At 65.5% G+C, this 18,665-nt stretch carries 20 protein-coding genes; 16 read left to right on the top strand and 4 right to left on the bottom strand.

From position 1 onward, the window contains the following. Positions 1–45 precede the first annotated feature (45 nt). On the bottom strand, positions 46–744 hold the full coding sequence (locus IE083_RS00720) for a dienelactone hydrolase family protein (protein ID WP_189351721.1): 699 nt from the start codon (positions 742–744) through the stop codon (positions 46–48). A gap of 122 nt (positions 745–866) precedes the next feature. Here IE083_RS00720 and IE083_RS00715 point away from each other — a divergent pair, with 122 nt between their 5' ends. Next, positions 867–1,736 carry a D-hexose-6-phosphate mutarotase gene (locus IE083_RS00715; protein ID WP_189351720.1) on the top strand — a complete coding sequence of 290 codons (870 nt, stop codon included), beginning with the start codon at positions 867–869 and terminating at the stop codon, positions 1,734–1,736. 35 nt (positions 1,737–1,771) lie between these two features. Then, entirely contained in the window at positions 1,772–2,356 is a 585-nt protein-coding gene (locus IE083_RS00710; protein ID WP_189351719.1) for a hypothetical protein, read from the top strand. A 235-nt stretch (positions 2,357–2,591) separates the two neighbouring features. On the opposite strand, the gene IE083_RS00705 is transcribed toward IE083_RS00710, so the two are convergent. Then, entirely contained in the window at positions 2,592–3,320 is a 729-nt protein-coding gene (locus IE083_RS00705; protein WP_189351718.1) for a 16S rRNA (uracil(1498)-N(3))-methyltransferase, read from the bottom strand. Between the two features lie 171 nt (positions 3,321–3,491). Here IE083_RS00705 and IE083_RS00700 point away from each other — a divergent pair, with 171 nt between their 5' ends. After that, positions 3,492–4,277, top strand: coding sequence for an inositol monophosphatase family protein (locus IE083_RS00700; RefSeq protein WP_229799528.1), 786 nt, complete (start codon positions 3,492–3,494; stop codon positions 4,275–4,277). A 148-nt stretch (positions 4,278–4,425) separates the two neighbouring features. Here the strand turns inward: IE083_RS00700 and IE083_RS00695 are convergent, their stop codons facing one another. Further along, the gene (locus IE083_RS00695) at positions 4,426–7,920 is read right to left on the bottom strand and encodes an indolepyruvate ferredoxin oxidoreductase family protein (protein ID WP_189351716.1); all 3,495 of its coding nucleotides are present in this window, start codon (positions 7,918–7,920) and stop codon (positions 4,426–4,428) included. Between the two features lie 356 nt (positions 7,921–8,276). On the opposite strand from IE083_RS00695, the gene rarD reads away from it, so the two are divergent. The 4 genes from rarD (at position 8,277) to IE083_RS00675 (ending at position 11,066) form a co-directional block, all read left to right on the top strand. Continuing rightward, positions 8,277–9,206: an EamA family transporter RarD gene (rarD, locus tag IE083_RS00690; protein ID WP_189351715.1), complete on the top strand. Its 930-nt coding sequence runs from the start codon at positions 8,277–8,279 to the stop codon at positions 9,204–9,206. 326 nt (positions 9,207–9,532) lie between these two features. Beyond that, entirely contained in the window at positions 9,533–10,096 is a 564-nt protein-coding gene (locus tag IE083_RS00685; RefSeq protein ID WP_189351714.1) for a YIP1 family protein, read from the top strand. Next, on the top strand, positions 10,093–10,530 hold the full coding sequence (locus IE083_RS00680) for a DUF488 family protein, N3 subclade (protein WP_189351713.1): 438 nt from the start codon (positions 10,093–10,095) through the stop codon (positions 10,528–10,530). The genes IE083_RS00685 and IE083_RS00680 overlap by 4 nt, the downstream gene beginning before the upstream one ends. Positions 10,531–10,616: 86 nt before the next feature. Then, a complete protein-coding gene (locus IE083_RS00675; protein WP_229799521.1) occupies positions 10,617–11,066 on the top strand; it encodes a MarR family transcriptional regulator in 450 nt (149 codons plus the stop codon). Positions 11,067–11,238: 172 nt separating this feature from the next. On the opposite strand, the gene lptM is transcribed toward IE083_RS00675, so the two are convergent. Then, positions 11,239–11,349: an LPS translocon maturation chaperone LptM gene (gene lptM, locus IE083_RS16030; protein WP_189351712.1), complete on the bottom strand. Its 111-nt coding sequence runs from the start codon at positions 11,347–11,349 to the stop codon at positions 11,239–11,241. Between the two features lie 88 nt (positions 11,350–11,437). Here lptM and cyaY point away from each other — a divergent pair, with 88 nt between their 5' ends. From cyaY to IE083_RS00625, 9 genes are all read left to right on the top strand, one after another. Further along, on the top strand, positions 11,438–11,755 hold the full coding sequence (gene cyaY, locus IE083_RS00665; protein WP_189351711.1) for an iron donor protein CyaY: 318 nt from the start codon (positions 11,438–11,440) through the stop codon (positions 11,753–11,755). After that, positions 11,756–12,166 carry a YqaA family protein gene (locus IE083_RS00660; RefSeq protein WP_189351710.1) on the top strand — a complete coding sequence of 137 codons (411 nt, stop codon included), beginning with the start codon at positions 11,756–11,758 and terminating at the stop codon, positions 12,164–12,166. A gap of 187 nt (positions 12,167–12,353) precedes the next feature. Then, the gene (gene rsmA, locus IE083_RS00655; protein ID WP_189351709.1) at positions 12,354–13,136 is read left to right on the top strand and encodes a 16S rRNA (adenine(1518)-N(6)/adenine(1519)-N(6))-dimethyltransferase RsmA; all 783 of its coding nucleotides are present in this window, start codon (positions 12,354–12,356) and stop codon (positions 13,134–13,136) included. Positions 13,137–13,249: 113 nt separating this feature from the next. Continuing rightward, positions 13,250–13,984: an amino acid ABC transporter ATP-binding protein gene (locus IE083_RS00650; RefSeq protein ID WP_189351708.1), complete on the top strand. Its 735-nt coding sequence runs from the start codon at positions 13,250–13,252 to the stop codon at positions 13,982–13,984. A gap of 104 nt (positions 13,985–14,088) precedes the next feature. After that, on the top strand, positions 14,089–14,988 hold the full coding sequence (locus IE083_RS00645) for a glutamate/aspartate ABC transporter substrate-binding protein (RefSeq protein WP_189351707.1): 900 nt from the start codon (positions 14,089–14,091) through the stop codon (positions 14,986–14,988). 121 nt (positions 14,989–15,109) lie between these two features. Then, a complete protein-coding gene (locus IE083_RS00640) occupies positions 15,110–15,853 on the top strand; it encodes an amino acid ABC transporter permease (protein ID WP_189351706.1) in 744 nt (247 codons plus the stop codon). Continuing rightward, entirely contained in the window at positions 15,853–16,518 is a 666-nt protein-coding gene (locus IE083_RS00635; protein WP_189351705.1) for an amino acid ABC transporter permease, read from the top strand. Before IE083_RS00640 ends, IE083_RS00635 begins: the two co-directional genes overlap by 1 nt. Before the next feature lie 2 nt (positions 16,519–16,520). Continuing rightward, on the top strand, positions 16,521–17,255 hold the full coding sequence (locus IE083_RS00630) for an amino acid ABC transporter ATP-binding protein (protein ID WP_189351755.1): 735 nt from the start codon (positions 16,521–16,523) through the stop codon (positions 17,253–17,255). A 188-nt stretch (positions 17,256–17,443) separates the two neighbouring features. After that, positions 17,444–18,649: an EAL and HDOD domain-containing protein gene (locus IE083_RS00625; protein ID WP_189351704.1), complete on the top strand. Its 1,206-nt coding sequence runs from the start codon at positions 17,444–17,446 to the stop codon at positions 18,647–18,649. The last annotated feature ends 16 nt before the right edge of the window (positions 18,650–18,665 follow it).

Here is an 18,665-nt window from a genome sequence, read left to right as displayed (position 1 = left end):
GCGTCAGGCTTGGCCGCAAGCGCGCGGCCAACCCTGTGCGCCCGCTCAGCCCAGCGCGTCGGCCAGGAACTGCAGGCTGCGGCCGTGCGCCAGCGCCGCGGCGCGCTGGTCGTACATCGGCCGGCCCCAGCAGTTGAAGCCGTGGTCGACGCCGGCGTAGTCGTGGAACTGCGCGTTCGGCTTGCCGGCAAAGGCCGCCTTCACCGCCGCCACCATGTCCTGGCTGATGTGGCCGTCCTGCGCCGCGTAGTGGAACAGGATGGGCATGGTGATGTCGGCGGTCACGTCCAGGTGCTGCTGGATGCCGCCGCCGTAGTAGCACACCGCGGCGTCGGCCCGGCTCAGCGCCGCGGCGCGGTAGGCCAGCTGGCCACCGAGGCAGAAGCCCAGCGTCGCCACCTTGCCCGTGACCTGCGGCAGCTGGCGCAGCGTGGCCACCGCCGCCGCCACGTCGCTGGCGGCCAGCGCGGTGTCCACCGACTGGTAGTAGCCGAAGGCCTGCTGCGTGCCGGCGTCGTCGTAGGGGAGGTCCACGCGCGGGCTCAGGCGCCAGAACACGTCCGGCGCCAGCACCACGTAGCCGTCCAGCGCGTACTGCTCGGCCACGGCGCGAATGTGTTCGTTGACGCCCCAGATCTCCTGCACCAGCACGATGCCGGGGCCGCTACCGGTCGGCGGCAGCGTCAGGTAACCGGAGAAGGTTTCGCCTTGTGCGGTTTGAATGTCGATCCAGCGTGAATTCACGGCATCACTCCTTAAACGGGGGTTGGAACGCGGAACGCCGGCGGCATAACGCGCTTGGCAAGCCGGCAGAAACTGTTGCATTGTAGCCCTCACCCCGCTACTACGCCTGCAAGGATGTCATCATGACCCACCCTGTCCATCCCGACCTGCTGCCCGCCGGCGTGCGTGCCATCGAACTGGCCCCCGGCATGCCCGGCCTCGCCTTCAGCCACCCGGATTTCAGCGCCGTGCTCAGCCTGTATGGTGGCCAGCTGCTCGATTTCATTCCCGCCGGCGGCCAGCCGCTGCTGTACCTGTCGCCGCAGGCGCAGCTGCAGCCGGGCAAGGCCATCCGCGGCGGCATCCCGCTGTGCTGGCCGTGGTTCGGCCCCCACCCGACCGACGGCAGCCGGCCGCAGCACGGCGTGGCGCGCACCGCGCTGTGGACGGTGAACGCGGTGGCGCGCAGCGACGACGGCTTCCATGTCAGCCTCAACGGCCCGCGCGAGGGCGAGCTGCAGGCGTCGCTGACGCTGCTGCTGGCCCCGCAGCAGCTGTCGCTGACGCTGACCACGCGCAACCTCGGCAAGACGCCGCAGCCGCTGAGCCAGGCGCTGCACAGCTATGTCGCGGTCAGCGATATCCGCCGGCTGCGCCTGCTGGGTCTGGCGCAGGCGCCGTACCACGACAAGCTCGACGGCCAGTTCAAGCGCTGGCCGGACGGCGACTGGATGCCGCAGGCGGCCACCGATGCGGTAGTGGCCAGCGCCGCGCCGCTGCAGCTGCACGATGCCGGCTGGCAGCGCCGGCTGCAGCTCGCGAGCAGCGGCAGCGCCAGCACCGTCGTGTGGACACCGTGGCAGCAGGGCGCGGCCAAGCTTGCCGATCTGTCCGCCGACGGCTGGCAGCACTTCCTGTGCCTGGAGGCGGCCAATGCCGGCGCCGACGCGCGGGTGCTGGCCGCCGGTGAGGCGCACAGTCTGACGCAGCAGCTGCGCGTCGCGGCGTTATAATCGCGCTTTACCTGATACACCGGAGCGTGACGAGTATGCTCAAGCCCGATCGACTAGATCGATTCCTGCCGCAGGTCTTCCCCAGCGGCGTCAAGGTCAGCAGCTTTGCCAAGCACTGCCCGCACTGCAAGAAGCTGGTCAAGTCCGCGGCCATGCACGGCGTGGCGCTGATGGTGGTCGACCGCGTGTTCATCCTGGCGCGCGCCGAATGCCCGCAATGCGGCAGCCGCTTCGAAGTGAAGTGCATGTTCGACGACAGCAAGCAGGTGCACCCGGTGCTGCTGCCGACGCTGATGGTGCGCTGGCTGATGCAGTGGCACGCGTACCAGCTGCGCCGGCGCGGCATCCCGCTGAAACCGCTGGTGACGGTGGTCGGCGACGAGCAGCAGGACGCGGTGACGACGCAGGAGCGCGTCGGCCTGCTGCTGGCCGACAGCGAGGTGACCAAGTCGCCGGAAATGGTGGGCAGCTATCTGGGCCTGCCGATCGTGGCGTGGATCGAATACCAGGGCCTGCGCTACAACTACGACCGCGCGGTGCCGGAAGAAGGCCAGTTCCGCCTCGGCCAGTACGAGGCGCTGTTCGACCGCCGCCTGATCTACCGCCGCAGCGGGCACTGAGCGGCGCGCGACGGGCAAGCAAAACGGTGGCATGCAGCCACCGTTTTTCATTTGGCCGGGAGTCCGGCGAGGGCGTTGCGGCCAACGTTGGCCGCATCGTTTTAGCGCAGCGAACAAAACCTCGCAGAGCACCTGAGACTAGGCGTACCGACGCAGACAGTACAAGTAGTACGGCAAGGCGGCGCAACGCAGGATCAGGGGTTTTGTTCGCTGCGCTTAACGGCCAAGCGCGGTCTCAGGCGCCGTAGTCGCCCCACACCGTCTGCATCGCCGCCGCCGCCGCCAGCGCCGCGGTTTCGGTGCGCAGGATGCGCGGGCCGAGCTTGAGCGGCGTCCAGCCGCCAGCGATCGCCGCCGCCTCTTCCGCCGCCGACAGCCCGCCCTCCGGCCCCGCCATCAGCCACGCGCGTACCGGTGCGGTGGCGATGTCGGCCAGCCGCTGCGTGCCCAGCGGCGACAGCACCAGGTGCGCGTCGCCGTCTGGCTTCGCCGACAGCCACTGCTTCAGCGTCAGGATGGGCAGCACCTCGGGGATGGTGTTGCGTCCGCACTGCTCGCAGGCGGAGACGATGATCTCCTGCCAGCGCGCCAGGCGCTTGTCGGCGCGGTCGCCGGCCAGCTTGACGATGCTGCGCTCGGTCATCAGCGGCTGGAACACGCTGACACCCATCTCCACCCCCTTCTGCAGCGTGAACTCCATGCGGTCGCCACTGGAGATCGCCTGCGCCAGCCCCAGCCACAGCGGCGACTCGCGGCCAACGTTGTCAAAGCGGCTTATGTCGCAGTCGACATCGCGCTTGGCGATGGCGGTGAGCGTGGCCTGGTACTCGCCGCCGCGGCCGTCGAACAGGGTGATGGCGTCGCCTTCTTTCAGCCGCAATACCTGCACATGGCGCACGACATGATCGGGAAGGGACAGCAAACGCAGGCCGGCGAGGGGCGTGGCAACAAAAAACCTGGGCATGGTGTGTTGAAAGTCTGTGGTGATGGCGGTATTTTGCTTGTTTTGCTGCAATTGCAACAACCACTGTTTTCGGTTCGCCCCCGCAGGGACGGATCGGGCGGCGGGCCGCCGGCCTGCTAACCGTGTCAACCCGTCCGCTTGCCGGCGGACGCCCAGGAGAAGTGCATGCAGGTGGTCGACGAGGTCATCCGTACCGTCCGTAACGTGGCCCAGACCGAGGTCATGCCGCGCTTTCTGCGCGTCGGCAAGACGCGCAAGGACGACGGTTCGCTGTTTACCGAGGCCGATCTTGGCTGCCAGCAGGCGCTGCAGCGCGACCTGCCACAGATCCTGCCGCACCCGGTGCTGGGCGAGGAGATGACGCGCGAGGAGCAGGACGCGCTGTGGGCGGCCAATCCGGACGGGCTGTGGGTGGTCGATCCCATCGACGGCACCACCAATTTCGTCAACGGCCTGCCCTACTTCGCCATCTCGGTGGCGCTGATGGTGAACGGCATCAGCGAGCTGGGCGTGATCTACAACCCGGTGGCCGACGAGATGTTCTACGCGCGGCGCGGCAAGGGCGCCTACCTCAACGGCAACCGCCTGCCGCTGAAGACCACGCGCAACAGCATGGGCGACGCCATCGCCGCGGTGGAGATCAAGTACCTGCGCTCCGGCAAGCTGGCGGCGCGCATGAGCAGCGTGGCACCGTTCGGCAGCCAGCGCAGCATGGGCTCCAGCACGCTGGACTGGTGCTTCCTCGCCGCCGGCCGTTACGACCTGTATCTGCACGGCGGCCAGCGGCTGTGGGACTACGCCGCCGGCGCGGTGATCCTGGAAGAAGCCGGCGGCCGCATCGCCAGCCTCAATACCGATGACTACTGGACGGACACGCTGTGGAAGCGCTCGGTGATCGCGGCGCTGGACCCGGAGCTGTTCGGCCACTGGCACCGCTGGGTGCGCGCCAACCAGTAGGGTCTGTTGACGTTTCGTTTGCGATCCACAAACGAAACGTCAACAGACCCCAAGAACCTGTTCAAAAAAAGGGCGGGCCGCCGGCCCGCCCGAACACCCTCAACTGTCATGACGCTTGTTTTGTCGCGGCACGGGCCCTGACTGTCATTTACGCCACGGCATCCTTGCCGCCGTGCGGTAACGCGGTGAGCGCCTGGCGCAGTTCCGCCAGTCTGGCGCGGGCGCTGGCAAGGCCGGCTGCCTTGACATGGCCGAAGCCGCGAATGCCTTCGTACAGCTTCACCATCTCCGTTGCGGTGGCAAGGTTGGCCGCCGTCAGCTGGCCGCACAGCCCGGTTACCAGTGTCTCGAACTCGCTGATCAGCACGCGCTCCAGCTTGCGGTCGGCCTGGTAGCCGAACGGGTCGAGCGCGCTGCCACGCAGCCTCTTGAACCTGGCCAGCACGCCCATCGCCTTCAGCGCCCACGGGCCGATGTCGATCTTCTTCGGCTGGTGGCCAGTCATCCAGCTGGCACCGAAGTGGAAGGTGAGCTTCAGGTCGCCGTCGAACTGTGTGGCCAACTCGCGCCGGAACACGCCGTCACTGTACAGGCGCGCCACTTCGTACTCATCCTTGTAGGCCAGCAGGTGGTAGTAGTTCTTCGCCACTGCCAGTGTCAGCGTGCTGCTGCCGGGCTTGGCCTGTTCTTCCGCCGCCTGCACGCTGGCCACCAGCGCCTTGTAACGCTCGGCCAGTTTTTCGTCCTGATAGGCCACCAGCTCCTTGCTGCGGTGATGCAGTACGCCGTCCACGGTTTCACGTGGAACGAATTGCACCACTGCCGACGGCGACACCAGCGTCTCCACCTTGAGCAGATCGTGCGCGGCATGGCGGCCCCAGCTGAAGGCGTCCTGGTTGAACCGGACCGCGGCACCATTCAGCTCGATGGCTTTCATGATCGCTTCCAGCGATACCGGCACCAGCCCCTGCTGCCAGGCGTGACCGAGCATGAACATGTTGGCGGCAATGGCGTCGCCCATCAGCGCGGTGGCGATGCGGGTGGCGTTGACTTCGGCAAAGTTGGCCGCACCCACCGCTTCGATGATCGCGTCCTTCATCGCCCGCGCCGGGAAGCGCACGTCCGGGTTCTTCAGGAAGGCGCTGGTCGGCGATTCGTAGCTGTTGACCACCACGTGGCTGAAGCCGTCGCGCATCTTGGCCAGCGCCTCCTCGGCGGCGGTGACCACCAGGTCGCAGCCCAGCACCAGGTTGGCGTCGCCGGCGGCGATGCGTACTGCGTGCAGCTTGTCCTGGCGGTCGGCGATGCGCACGTGCGACCACACCGAGCCGCCCTTCTGCGCGAGGCCCGCCATGTCCAGCACGGTGATGCCCTTGTTGTCGAGGTGGGCGGCCATCGCCAGTACCTGGCCGATGGTGACCACGCCGGTACCGCCGACGCCGGTAATCATGATGCCGTACGGCTCGTGCAGCGCCGGCAGCCGCGGCGCCGGCAGCGCGCCCATATTGTCGAGGCCGGCCTTGTTGGCGCCGGACTTTTTCAGCCTGGCGCCGGCGACGCTGACGAAGCTGGGGCAGAAGCCCTCGACGCAGCTGTAGTCCTTGTTGCAGCTGGACTGGTCGATCTTGCGCTTGCGGCCCAGTGGCGTTTCCACCGGCAGTACCGACAGGCAGCCGGACTTCTTGCTGCAGTCGCCGCAGCCCTCGCACACGCGTTCGTTGATGAAGATACGGCGGTCCGGGTCCGGGAATTCGCCGCGCTTGCGGCGGCGGCGCTTCTCGGCGGCACAGGTCTGGTCGTGGATCAGTATCGTGGTGCCTTCCACCTCGCGCAGCTCGCGCTGGATGCGGTCCAGCTCGCGGCGGTGGAATACCTCGACCCCCGGTGCCAGCCCTTCCTTCAGCCCGTGCGCGGTGCGGTACTTGTCCGGGTCGTCGCTGGTGATCACGATGCGCGCGACGCCCTCGGCCGCCACCTGGCGGGTGATCATCGGCACGTCCAGGTAGCCGTCCACGTGCTGGCCGCCGGTCATCGCCACCGCGTCGTTGTACAGGATCTTGTAGGTAATATTCACCTTGCCGGCCACCGCGGCGCGGATCGCCAAGAGGCCGGAGTGGAAGTAGGTGCCGTCGCCCAGGTTGGTGAAGATGTGGCGGGTGGTGGTGAACGGCGCCTGGCCCAGCCAGGTAATGCCCTCGCCGCCCATCTGGGTGAAGGTCTTGGTGCTGTCGGCCTCGATCCAGTGCGCCATGTAGTGGCAGCCGATGCCGGCCACCGCGCGGCTGCCTTCCGGCACCTTGGTGGAGGTGTTGTGCGGACAGCCGGAGCAGTAGTGCGGCACGCGGGCGATGGATTCGCGCGGCTTGACCAGCTGCGCCTCCTTGTCGTCGTAGAACTTCAGGCGGTCGTGGATCACCGGGCTGTCGAAGATATTGGCCAGCCGGCTGGCGATGGCGCGCGCGATCATCGCCGGGGTCAGCTCGCCGGCGGCCGGCAGCAGCCAGTCGCCGTGCGGCAGCGCCCATTCGCCTTTTTCGGCGAACTTGCCCACCACGCGCGGACGCACGTCGTCGCGCCAGTTGTACAGCTGTTCCTTGAGCTGGTACTCGATGATCTGGCGCTTTTCCTCGATCACCAGGATCTCGTCCAGCCCCTCGGCAAAGTGGCGCACGCCTTCCGGCTCCAGCGGCCACACCATGCCCACCTTGAAGATGCGCAGGCCGATGTCGGCGGCCAACGTTTCGTCGATGCCGAGGTCGTCCAGTGCCTGCATCACGTCGAGATACGATTTGCCACAGGTGATGATGCCGAGGCGCGCCTTGGGCGAATCCAGCGTCACGTGGTTGAGCTTGTTGACGCGGGCGTAGGCCAGCGCCGCGTACAGGCGGTGGTGCAGCACGCGCTTTTCCTGCGCCAGCGGGCTGTCCGGCCAGCGGATGGACAGCCCGTCCTCCGGCAGCGGAAAGTCGTCGGGGATCACGCAGTTGACGCGATCCGGGCTGATGTCGACCACCGCCGAGCTTTCGATGGTGTCGGTGATCGCCTTGATCGACACCCAGCAGCCGGAGTAGCGGCTCATCGCCCAGCCGTGCAGGCCGTAGTCGATCACCTCCTGCACGCCGGATGGCGACAGCACCGGGATCATGCTGGCGGCCAGGATGTGGTCGGACTGGTGCGGGAAGGTGGAGGATTTAGCGGCGTGGTCGTCGCCGCAGATCAGCAGCACGCCGCCGTGGCGGCTGGTGCCGGCCACGTTGCCGTGCTTGATCACGTCGCCGGAGCGGTCCACGCCCGGGCCCTTGCCGTACCACAGCGCGTACACGCCGTCGTACTTGGCGCCGTCGAACAGGTTGACCTGCTGCGTGCCCCACACCGCGGTGGCGGCCAGATCCTCGTTGAGGCCGGGGTGGAACACCACGTTGTGCGCCTTGAGGTATTTCTCCGCCTTCTGCATGGTCAGGTCGACGTTGCCCAGCGGCGAGCCGCGGTAGCCGGTGACGTAGCCGGCGGTGTTCAGCCCGGCGGCGCGGTCGCGGTCCTGCTGCATCATCGGCAGGCGCACCAGCGCCTGGATGCCGTTCAGCAGCACCTGTCCGCTAGCGGCCGTGTACTTGTCTTCCAGTTCGACGTGGCGTATCGACATGGTTTCTCCTCCATCATTCTGTGCTTGTGGCAACGGGGCGAGGCCGGCCTTGTGAGCGGCGCTTGCTGGCAATCCCTATTTCTAGTTGTAGCGCCTGTGGCGTCTTTTTGTGGCGATGGCCGGCGGGTACGGCATCGGGCGCAGACTAGGTGACGTAAACGTAAACGTCAATATAATTGTCGTTTTGCCACGGCCGGTGCGGCTTATGTGCCAGTGCAGCATGCATGGCCGGCGGCGGCAGGCAGAACACAGCGTTCCGTCCCCGCCATTGAGCCGTGCAGCAGCGGGCGGTAGAGTGCACCATCGACCCCGGCCGCCAGCCGGCTTGTGGCCAACCTTTCTTTGCGGTGCCTTCCATGCCTACCTCCCGTCAGGAAACCTCGCGCGGCGTGCTCTATGCCGTCGGCGCCTTTTTCATCTGGGGCCTGTTCCCGCTGTACTGGAAGCCGCTGCACGACGTGCCGGCGTTGCAGATCCTGTGCCACCGCATCGTGTGGTCGGCCGTGTTCGTGGCGCTGATCCTGCTGCTGCAGCGCAACTGGGGCTGGCTGGCCGATAGCGTGCGCGACACCCGCCGCCTCGGCATCTTCGCGCTGTCCTCCTTGCTGTTGTCGCTGAACTGGCTGATCTATATCTGGGCGGTCAACGACGGCCGCGTGGTGGAGGCCAGCCTCGGCTACTTCATCAACCCGCTGGTCAACGTGCTGCTGGGGCGCTTCTTCCTCGGCGAACGGCTGACGCGGCCGCAGGCCGGCGCCGTCGGCCTCGCCACCCTCGGCGTGGCGTTAATCACCATCGGCGTCGGCAGCCTGCCGTGGGTGGCGCTGGGGCTGGCCGGCACCTTCGGCGTCTACGGCCTGCTGCGCAAGCAGGCGTCGTTGCCATCGCTGGAGGGGCTGGCGCTGGAAACCTTCCTGATGCTGCCGCTGGCGGCGGCGGCGCTGCTGTGGTTCGAGGCCAATGGCAGCGGCGGCTTCGGCCACCTCGGCCTCGCGACCGACCTGCTGCTGGTCGGCGGCGGCATCGTCACCGCCATCCCGCTGCTGCTGTTCGCCAGCGGCGCGCGGCGGCTGAAGCTGGCCACCGTCGGCCTGATCCAGTACCTCGGCCCGACCATCCAGCTGCTGCTGGGCGTGCTGCTGTACCAGGAGCCGTTCGGCCCGGAACGCGCCATCGGTTTCGCACTGATCTGGAGCGGGCTGGCGCTGTACTCCGGCGCCGGGCTGCTGGGCTACTGGAAGCAACGCCGCCTGCAGCAGGTCCGGCCGGCAGCCGCGGCAGAATGAACAGGTACCGGCCCTGCGCCGGAACATGCACAAACATTGCGGCCAACCGGTAAAGGTTGGCCGCATTGCCTTGAGCAGCCCCCCGGATTACCGCACGGGCCGGCGAGGTCGTTGTTGCCATGCAAAACATTGACGGGAAATGACCGGCGCAAGCCTTGCCAGTACGGCCTGTACCGCGATATTGCAGCGCGGCAGGTGCAGGACAGTGCCGGTTCCGGTGCCGGCGCGGCTCGATAAGCACCTTGTATTTGTATCGCAATGCGATATATTTCAGGACAGGATGTGCCCTGTCGTGCCCATCCGCAACGTCAGCAAGGAGTGCTACCATGACCCCGCTTACCCCGCTTCGCATGTTGCTGTCTTCTCACCACGGCTGGGACGAAGTTGCCGGCCACCACCTTTCGGTCTCGCGATCCTTCTTCAGCATTGTGTTGCCGGCATCACTGTTTGCCGCCGGCATGCTGTGGTATGCCGCCTACTTCAATGGCAAGGTGTACGCGCCACAGGTACCGTTGGCGCAGTGGGAGGCGGTGATCATGCTGTTCCTGCTGCTGAACTGGTTCAGCGTGCACCTGATGGCCGGCTTCATCCGCCTGGCGGTACATGCCGAGGCGCGGCCGCCGTATGCCGATTGCTACCACCTGGCGGCGCTGGCACCGCTGCCGATCTGGCTGTCGGCACTGTCGCTGCTGCTGCCGTTGCCGTTCTTCAACATGGCGATCGGCCTGCTCGGGTTGCTGGCTTCCGGCCTGCTCATCTATCACGGCCTGGACGCCATGTTCGAGCATGATGATTCGGTGCGTACCGAATCGCTGGCCTACACCGTGTTTACCGTCGGGGCCCTGTTGTGGGCATTGCTGGTAGCGCTGATTGCGGTGCCCCTGCTATGACGACAGCGGCAACGACCTCTGCCATCCGGCTGTTGCCGGCCAGCCAGTGTCCGCAGCAATGCGACAACGTGTTCCTGCTCGCCGCCCGCTGGCCGGCAGCCCTGCCTCGCGGCAGTCTGCCGCGCGCGCACTGGCTGCCGCGGACACTGCCGGCGCCGGGGCTGCTGGCCTGGCTGCAGCGTGACCCGCTGCGTTATCCGCTGTTCTGTGAAACCTACTGGTCCGATCTGGCTGCCAACCCTCCACGCTGGCAGGCGCTGCTCGAGGCGGCGGCGGCTGGCGAAGTGGTGCTGCTGTACGATGGTGAGGATGGCCAGTTTAATCCGGTGCGGGCCCTGGCGAGCTTTCTTGAGGCGCGCCTGGCCGCACGGAGTTACTGGCAGGATGCCACCCTGCGCAGTTCACCGGTCTGCTACGCCGGCTTGCAGCATTGAGCATGGCGGCGTAGCACCGGCCGGCGGCGCTGCCGGCGGTGCGGAAATCTGTTACGCTGACGGGCCTGTTGCCTGGTGTTGCCGCCATGATGCTTTCTTCCCCTCCCTCCCTGTCCAAGGACGACTTCGAGCGTCTGGCCGATTTCCGCTACCGGCTGCGCCTGTTCCTGCGTTTCAGCGAGGAACTGGCCCAGAACAACGGTATTACCCCGCTGCAATACCAGTTGTTGCTGCAATTGCGCGGCTATCCGGGACGTAACTGGGCGACGGTGGCAGAGCTGGCGCAGCGGCTGCAGTCCCACCACCACAGCGTGGTCGGGCTGGTCAGCCGCTGCGAGGCGCAGCAGCTGATCGTGCGCAATCCGGGACGTGGCGACCGCCGTTGTGTCGAGATCAGCCTGTCATCAAAGGGCGAGGAGCTGGTGCAGCGTCTGGCGCGTGCGCACCGCGACGAGTTGCTGGCATTGCGCCAGACCAGCGGTGGCCTGTCACTGGATCTGCTGCTGCAGGCGGCACAGAGCCTGGTGCCGGGCTGAATCGAGGCCGACGGCCATTCCACGCCACCGCCGCGCCCCTGCTCCCGGGGATGATCCGGCACTCCCCAGGTTCTTCATGTTGCCGTTGGCTGCCTGCCGATGCGGCCAACCTTCCGTCCTGCTCCGGCTACGGCGACACGGATGCCGGCCGGCGGCGGAGAATGGCAGTCTGTCACGAAGCGGCCTGTTGCTGGCCGGCCGGGGCCGGCAGATACAGCGGACCCTTGAAGCCGCAGGCGGTGACAACGGTGGCGACAAGGACAAACATCAGCGCAGTACGCATACGGAATCCGGTAGCTATGGCAAAATCGCAGTCTAACAGGCGCGAGCCTCCCACCCCAAGCCATGCGGCCAACCTTTAGGACTTTCCCATGACTGAAAGCGAATTCCTGACCCTCACCGACGGTATTTTCACGCGCATCGAAGCGGCACTGGACGAGGCGGAGCTGGATCTGGATTGCCTGAAGATGGGGAATGTGCTGGAAATCGAGTTCGACAGCGGCGAGAAGGTGGTGATCAACCGCCACGTGCCGAACCGGGAGCTGTGGATCGCGGCCAGGAGCGGCGGTTTCCACTTCGCGCTGCGCGACGGGCAGTGGCTGGCGGCGCGCGACGGCAAGGAGTTCGGCGCCACGCTGTCGGCGGTGGTCGGTCACGCCGCCGGCTGCGACTTCGTGTTTGCCGTCTGAGTGAGCAGCTGGCTGCTGCTGGGCGGCCTGGCGGCGTCGGCGTTCCTGTCCGCCACCGTGCTGCCGGGCAATTCCGAGCTGGCGCTGGGCGCCTTGCTGCTGCAGCGTCCGGAGCTGCTGTGGCCGGCGCTGCTGGTCGCCACCGCCGCCAATGCGCTGGGCAGCGTCAGCAGTCTGTGGCTGGGGCGCTGTGTGCCGCCCGGGCCGCTGCCGCCGCGGGCGGCGGCGTGGTTCGGGCGTTTCGGCCCGGCGGCGCTGTGGCTGAGCTGGGTGCCGCTGGCCGGCGACGCGCTGCCGCTGGCCGCCGGCTGGTTGCGGCTGGCGTTCTGGCCCTGCGTGCTGTGGATTACGCTGGGCAAGGCCAGCCGTTACGCCCTGCTGGCGTGGGGAATGCAGGGCCTTATCCGGTGAGGCGTACGTGCCGGCCGGCCGCTGTCCGGATTTCCGGACACCATGCCGGCGGTAGCCGTGTCATGGCGTTGTACTGGCGCGCGGCACGATCGCCGCTATGCTTGAGTCAGGACTTTATCTTTGTGCGACAGTATTCGCCCGCCAGCGCCGGCCGGGCCTGTCGCCGTTTTTCATCCAGAAAGTAGCAATGAGCAAACACATTCCGCGCAAGCGTTTCGGCCAGAACTTCCTGCAGGACAGCAAGGTGATCGAGGACATCGTCAGCGCCGTCGGCGCCCGGCCTGGCGATGTGGTGATCGAGATCGGCCCCGGCCTCGGCGCGCTGACCAGGCCGCTGCTGCAGCGGCTAGACCACCTGCATGTGGTGGAGATCGACCGCGACATCATCAGCCGCCTGCGCGGCGAGATCCCGCCCAAGCGGCTGACCATCCACGAGGGCGATGCGCTGGCCTTCGATTTCGGCAGCGTCTGCGACGGCCCGTTCAAGCTGGTCGGCAACCTGCCGTACAACATCTCTACCCCGCTGCTGTTCCACCTTGCCCGCTACGGCAACCGCGTCACCGACATGCATTTCATGCTGCAAAAAGAGGTGGTCGACCGCATGGTGGCGGCGCCGTCGACGCCGGATTACGGCCGTCTGACGGTGATGTTGCAGTACCGTTTCGACATGGAACAGATCTTGCTGGTACCGCCGGGTGCATTCTACCCGCCACCGAAAGTGGATTCCGCGGTGGTAAGGATGATTCCTGATGCCGGTCGCTGCGGTGTGGCAAGCGACGAGGCGCTGCTGGAAGAGATCGTGGCGCAGGCCTTTGCCCAGCGGCGCAAGACCTTGCGCAACAACCTCAAGGGCGTGATCGGCGACGAGGCCCTGCAGTCGCTGGGCATCGACCCGGCGGCCCGTGCCGAGACGCTGAGCGTGCAGCAGTATGTGGCGCTGGCCAACCATCTGGCCGCCGCGCGCGGCTGACCATGTTGCGTTGCGGCTTGCTGTACCAGGTTGGCCGCAGCACAATCCGTTTGCAATGATGCGGACCGTGCCGCACCGTGAGGCTGGCTGTCACAGGAATTAAAGGAAAAGCGATGATTCGTTTCAACAATGTCCACAAGTGGTTCAAGGACTTGCACGTACTGAACGGGATAGACCTGCAGGTGGCGCAGGGTGAAGTGGTGGTGGTGTGCGGGCCGTCCGGCTCCGGCAAGTCGACCATGATCCGCACCGTGAACCAGCTGGAGAGCATCAACGAGGGCGAGATTTGGGTCGACGGCAAGAACGTCGCCGATCCGAAAACCGATCTCAACGCGCTGCGCGCCGAAGTCGGTTTCGTGTTCCAGCACTTCAACCTCTACCCGCACCTGTCGGTGGTGGACAACATCACGCTGTCGCCGATCAAGGTCAAGGGTATGGACAAGGCTGCCGCCGACAAGCAGGCGGTGGCGCTGCTGGAGCGGGTCGGCCTCGCCCACAAGAAGGATGCCTTCCCGGCGCAGCTGTCCGGTGGCCAGCAGCAGCGCGTGGCCATCGCCCGCGGCCTGGCGATGGAACCGCGGGTGATGCTGTTCGACGAACCGACCTCCGCGCTGGACCCGGAGATGATCGGCGAAGTGCTGAAGGTGATGAAGGATCTGGCCGAATCCGGCATGACCATGATGGTGGTCACCCACGAAATGGGCTTTGCCCGCGAAGTGGCCGACCGGGTGGTGTTCATCGACCACGGCAAGATCGTGGAACAGGCGCCGCCGGAAGCATTTTTCAAGAACCCGCAACACGAACGGGCACAACAGTTTTTACGGCAATTGCTCACCCCGATGAGCTGATTGCCTGCCGGCACCGCCGCACCGGCGGTGCCAGGTTTCCGGGCCATACCTGGTCGGTACGGCTTGATAAAAGCAGCAAAACCCAAGAGAAAATGGAGAAACCAATGCGTCTTACGACTCGTCTGCTGACTACCGCTGTCATCGCTTCCGCCTTTGCCGCTCCGGCCATGGCCGAAGGTACCCTGGACAAGATCAAGAGCTCCGGCGTGATCGTGCTCGGCCACCGTGATGCCTCTATCCCGTTCTCCTACCTGGCGAACGACCCGAGCAAGCCGATCGGCTACTCGCACGACCTGCAGCTGAAGGTGGTCGAGGCGGTCAAGAAACAGCTGAAGATGCCCAACCTGCAGGTGCGCTACAACCTGGTGACCTCGCAGACCCGCATCCCGCTGGTACAGAACGGCACCGTGGACCTGGAGTGCGGTTCCACCACCAACAACCTGGAGCGCCAGAAGCAGGTTACCTTCTCCGTCGGCATTTTCGAGATCGGCACCCGCCTGATGGCCGCCAAGACTTCCGGTGTCAAGGACTTCCCGGACCTGAAGGGCAAGAACGTGGTGACCACCGCCGGTACCACTTCCGAGCGTCTGCTCAAGGCGATGAACGCCGAGAAGCAGATGGGCATGAACATCATCTCCGCCAAGGATCACGGCGAGTCGTTCCTGATGCTGGAATCGGGCCGTGCCGTTGCCTTCATGATGGACGATGCGCTGCTGTACGGTGAAATGGCCAAGGCCAAGAATCCGGGCAACTGGGTGGTGACCGGCAAGCCGCAGTCCTTCGAAATCTACGGCTGCATGCTGCGCAAGGAAGACCCGGCCTTCAAGAAAGTGGTGGACGACGCAATCAAGGCCACCTACAAATCCGGTGAGATCAACAAGATCTACAGCAAGTGGTTCATGAGCCCGGTACCGCCAAAAGGCCTGAACCTGAATTTCCCGATGTCCGACGAGTTCAAGGAACTGGTTGCCAAGCCGAACGACAAGTCTGCCGAGCAGATGTAATTACTGCATGAACACCCAAGCGGGTCTGTTCAGGTTGCGGCCAACGTAACCGGGCCGGGGCATGTCCCCACCCGCTTGCGAAGGGGCGCGGCTTGCGCCCCTTTTTCTTTGGAGACAATGTATGAATTACAACTGGGACTGGAACATCTTCTTCAAGTCCACAGGCATCGGCAGCGAAATCTACCTCGACTGGTTTATTTCCGGTCTGGGCTGGACCATCGCGGTGGCGCTGGTGGCCTGGATCGCGGCGCTGGCCATCGGCTCGGTGCTGGGCGTGATGCGCACCCTGCCGGGCAAGGTGCTACCGGCGATTGCCACCGCCTATGTCGAGCTGTTCCGCAACGTGCCGCTGCTGGTGCAGCTGTTCATGTGGTATTTCGTGGTGCCGGACTACCTGCCGGAAGCGACGCAGATCTGGTTCAAGCAAGAGCTGAACCCGGCGACCTCGGCCTATATCTCGGTAGTGGTGTGCCTGGCGCTGTTTACCGCGGCGCGGGTGTGCGAGCAGGTGCGCACCGGCATCCAGGCGCTGCCCCGTGGCCAGAGTGCCGCCGCGCTGGCGGTCGGTTTCAGCATCGGGCAGACCTACCGCTACGTGCTGCTGCCGCAGGCGTTCCGTGTCATCATCCCGCCGCTCACCAGCGAGTTCCTCAACATCTTTAAGAACTCCTCGGTGGCATCGCTGATCGGCCTGATGGAGCTGCTGGCGCAGACCAAGCAGACTGCGGAATTCAGCGCCAATATCTTTGAGGCGTTTACCCTGGCCACGGTGATCTACTTCGTGCTCAACATGAGCCTGATGACGCTGATGAACCTGATCGAGAAGAAAGTGCGCATTCCCGGCATGATGGGAGGAGCCAAATAATGGATTTCAGCCAGATTATCCCGTCGTTGCCCAGCCTGTGGGACGGCATGAAGCTGACGCTGCAGCTGCTGGCACTGGCGGTGCTGGGCGGCATCGTCCTCGGCACCGTGCTGGCGCTGGCGCGCATGTCCAGCAATACCGTGCTGTCCGGCTTGGCCAAGGCCTACGTCAACTACTTCCGCTCCATTCCGCTGCTGCTGGTGATCACCTGGTTCTACCTGGCGGTGCCGATGATCCTGAACTGGATCACCGGCGAGTTTATCGCCGTCGGCGCCTTCACTTCCTGCCTGGTGGCGTTCGTGATGTTCGAGGCTGCCTACTACTGCGAGATCGTGCGTGCCGGTATCCAGTCGATCTCCAAGGGGCAGCTCAATGCCGCTTACGCCCTGGGCATGAACTACGGTCAGGCGATGCGCCTGATCATGCTGCCGCAGGCCTTCCGCAAGATGACGCCGCTGCTTTTGCAGCAGTCCATCATCCTGTTCCAGGATACCTCGCTGGTCTATGCCGTCGGTTTGATCGACTTCCTCAATGCCGCGCGCGCGCGCGGCGACATCATGGGGCAATCGCACGAGTTCCTGATTTTTGCCGGTGCGGTGTACTTTGTTATCAGTTTCGGCGCGTCCACTGTGGTGAAGCGTCTGCAGAAGAGGTTGGCAGTATGAGCATGATTGCGATCAAGAACGTCAGCAAATGGTACGGTGACTTCCAGGTGCTCACCGATTGCACCACCGACGTCAAGAAAGGCGAAGTGGTGGTGGTGTGCGGTCCGTCCGGCTCCGGCAAGTCCACGCTGATCAAGACCGTCAACGCGCTGGAGCCGTTCCAGAAGGGCGAGATCTTCGTCGACGGCGTGTCGGTCGGCGACCCGAAGACCGACCTGCCCAAGCTGCGCGCCCGCATCGGCATGGTGTTCCAGAACTTCGAGCTGTTCCCGCACCTGTCGATCACCGAGAACCTGACCATCGCGCAGCAGCGCGTGCTCGGCCGCAGCCAGGACGAGGCGATGCAGAAGGGCATGCACTACCTCGACCGCGTCGGCCTGAAGGCACAGGCCGGCAAGTTCCCCGGTCAGCTGTCCGGCGGCCAGCAGCAGCGCGTGGCGATCGCCCGTGCGCTGGCGATGGACCCGATTGCGATGCTGTTCGACGAACCGACCTCGGCACTGGACCCGGAAATGGTCAATGAGGTGCTGGACGTGATGGTGGAGCTGGCGCACGAAGGCATGACCATGATGTGCGTGACCCACGAGATGGGCTTTGCACGCAAGGTCGCGGATCGCGTGATCTTCATGGACCGCGGCGCCATCGTCGAGGACTGCGAGAAGGAAGAATTCTTCGGCGATATCGACGCCCGCTCCGAGCGCGCACGTCACTTCCTGTCGAAGATTCTGCAGCACTGAGCACAAGGTTGGCCGCAAGTGTCGCGGCCAACCTTGCGCAGGCAACGCCACGCAGGTCGTGGCGTTTTTTGCGCCTGCGGCTGCGGGTGTGGTTTTTTCCCCCGTCATGCTTGCGCCCGGCCATGCCCGGCATCAGCCGGTCATGATTACGGTTTTGTTTGACGATGGCATCCTTTAATATCGCTGACATGTACACTACCATCTATCTTGGTCGCCAACCGATTGTCGATGCCCGGCAGCAGCGTGTCGCCTACGAACTGCTGTTTCGCTCCGGGCCGGAAAACCGTGCGCAGATCCTGGATGACGTCAATGCCACCGCCTCGGTGATCCGGCATACCTTCATCGACCTGGGCATGGCGCGGGTGCTGGAGGGCTGTCCCGGCTTCATCAATGTCAGTGAATGGCTGCTGAAAAGCCCGGTGCTGGACCTGCTGCCGCCGGAGAGCATCATCCTCGAAATCCTGGAAAGCGTGCCGCTGGACGACACGGTGCGTGAGCGCTGCCGTGAGCTGCAGGCGCGCGGCTACCGGCTGGCACTGGATGACGTCAGCGACATCACTCCGCAAATCCAGGCGATGCTGCCGCTGGTGTCCTATCTGAAGATCGACCTGCAGCAGGTGTCGCTGGCGCGGCTGCCGGTACTGCTGCAGCGGCTGCAGGGTTACCGCGGCCAGCTGCTGGCGGAAAAGGTGGACAATTACGAGCAGTTCGAGCGCTGCCGCGAGCTGGGCATCCGCCTGTTCCAGGGCTATTTCTTCGCCAAGCCGACCGTCATGCAGCAGCAGCGCGCCCATCCGCACCGCGCGCTGCTGCTGCGCCTGCTGGGGCTGGTGATGCAGGATGCCGGGCTGCTGGAGCTGGAAGAAGTGTTCAAGGGTGCGCCGGACATGGTGGTCAGCCTGCTGAAGCTGGTCAACGCGGCGGAAAATTACGGTCGGCCGGTGCGCTCCATTCGCGAGGCGTTGACCATGCTCGGCTCGTCGCGGCTGAAGCGCTGGGCGCTGGTCATCCTGTTTGCCGCCGATTGCCGGCCGGGCGACGGGCCCAGCCCGCTGCTGGAAATGGCGGCCGTGCGCGGCCGCATGATGGAGCTGCTGGCACCGCCTGCCGAGCGTGACGAGGCGTTCATGATCGGCGTCCTGTCGCTGGCCGACAGCCTGCTGGGCATGAGCATGCAGTCGCTGGTGGCATCGCTGTCGCTGCACGACAAGGTGCTGCAGGCGCTGCTGTATCGCGAGGGCATGCTCGGCAACCTGCTGGCACAGGCCGAGCTGGCCGAATGCCGCGATATCCAGGCGCCGCTGCCGTCGCTGGCGGCGGACAGTTTCAACCAGGTGCAGCTGGAGGCGCTGGAGTGGGTGCGCCGGATGTGGCAAGACAGTCTTCCTGCCTGAACGGCCGCCCTGGGGC

Source organism: Vogesella fluminis (assembly GCF_014652335.1).
GTDB lineage: Bacteria > Pseudomonadota > Gammaproteobacteria > Burkholderiales > Chromobacteriaceae > Vogesella > Vogesella fluminis.
This window is presented reverse-complemented; position numbering and strand designations above follow the sequence as displayed.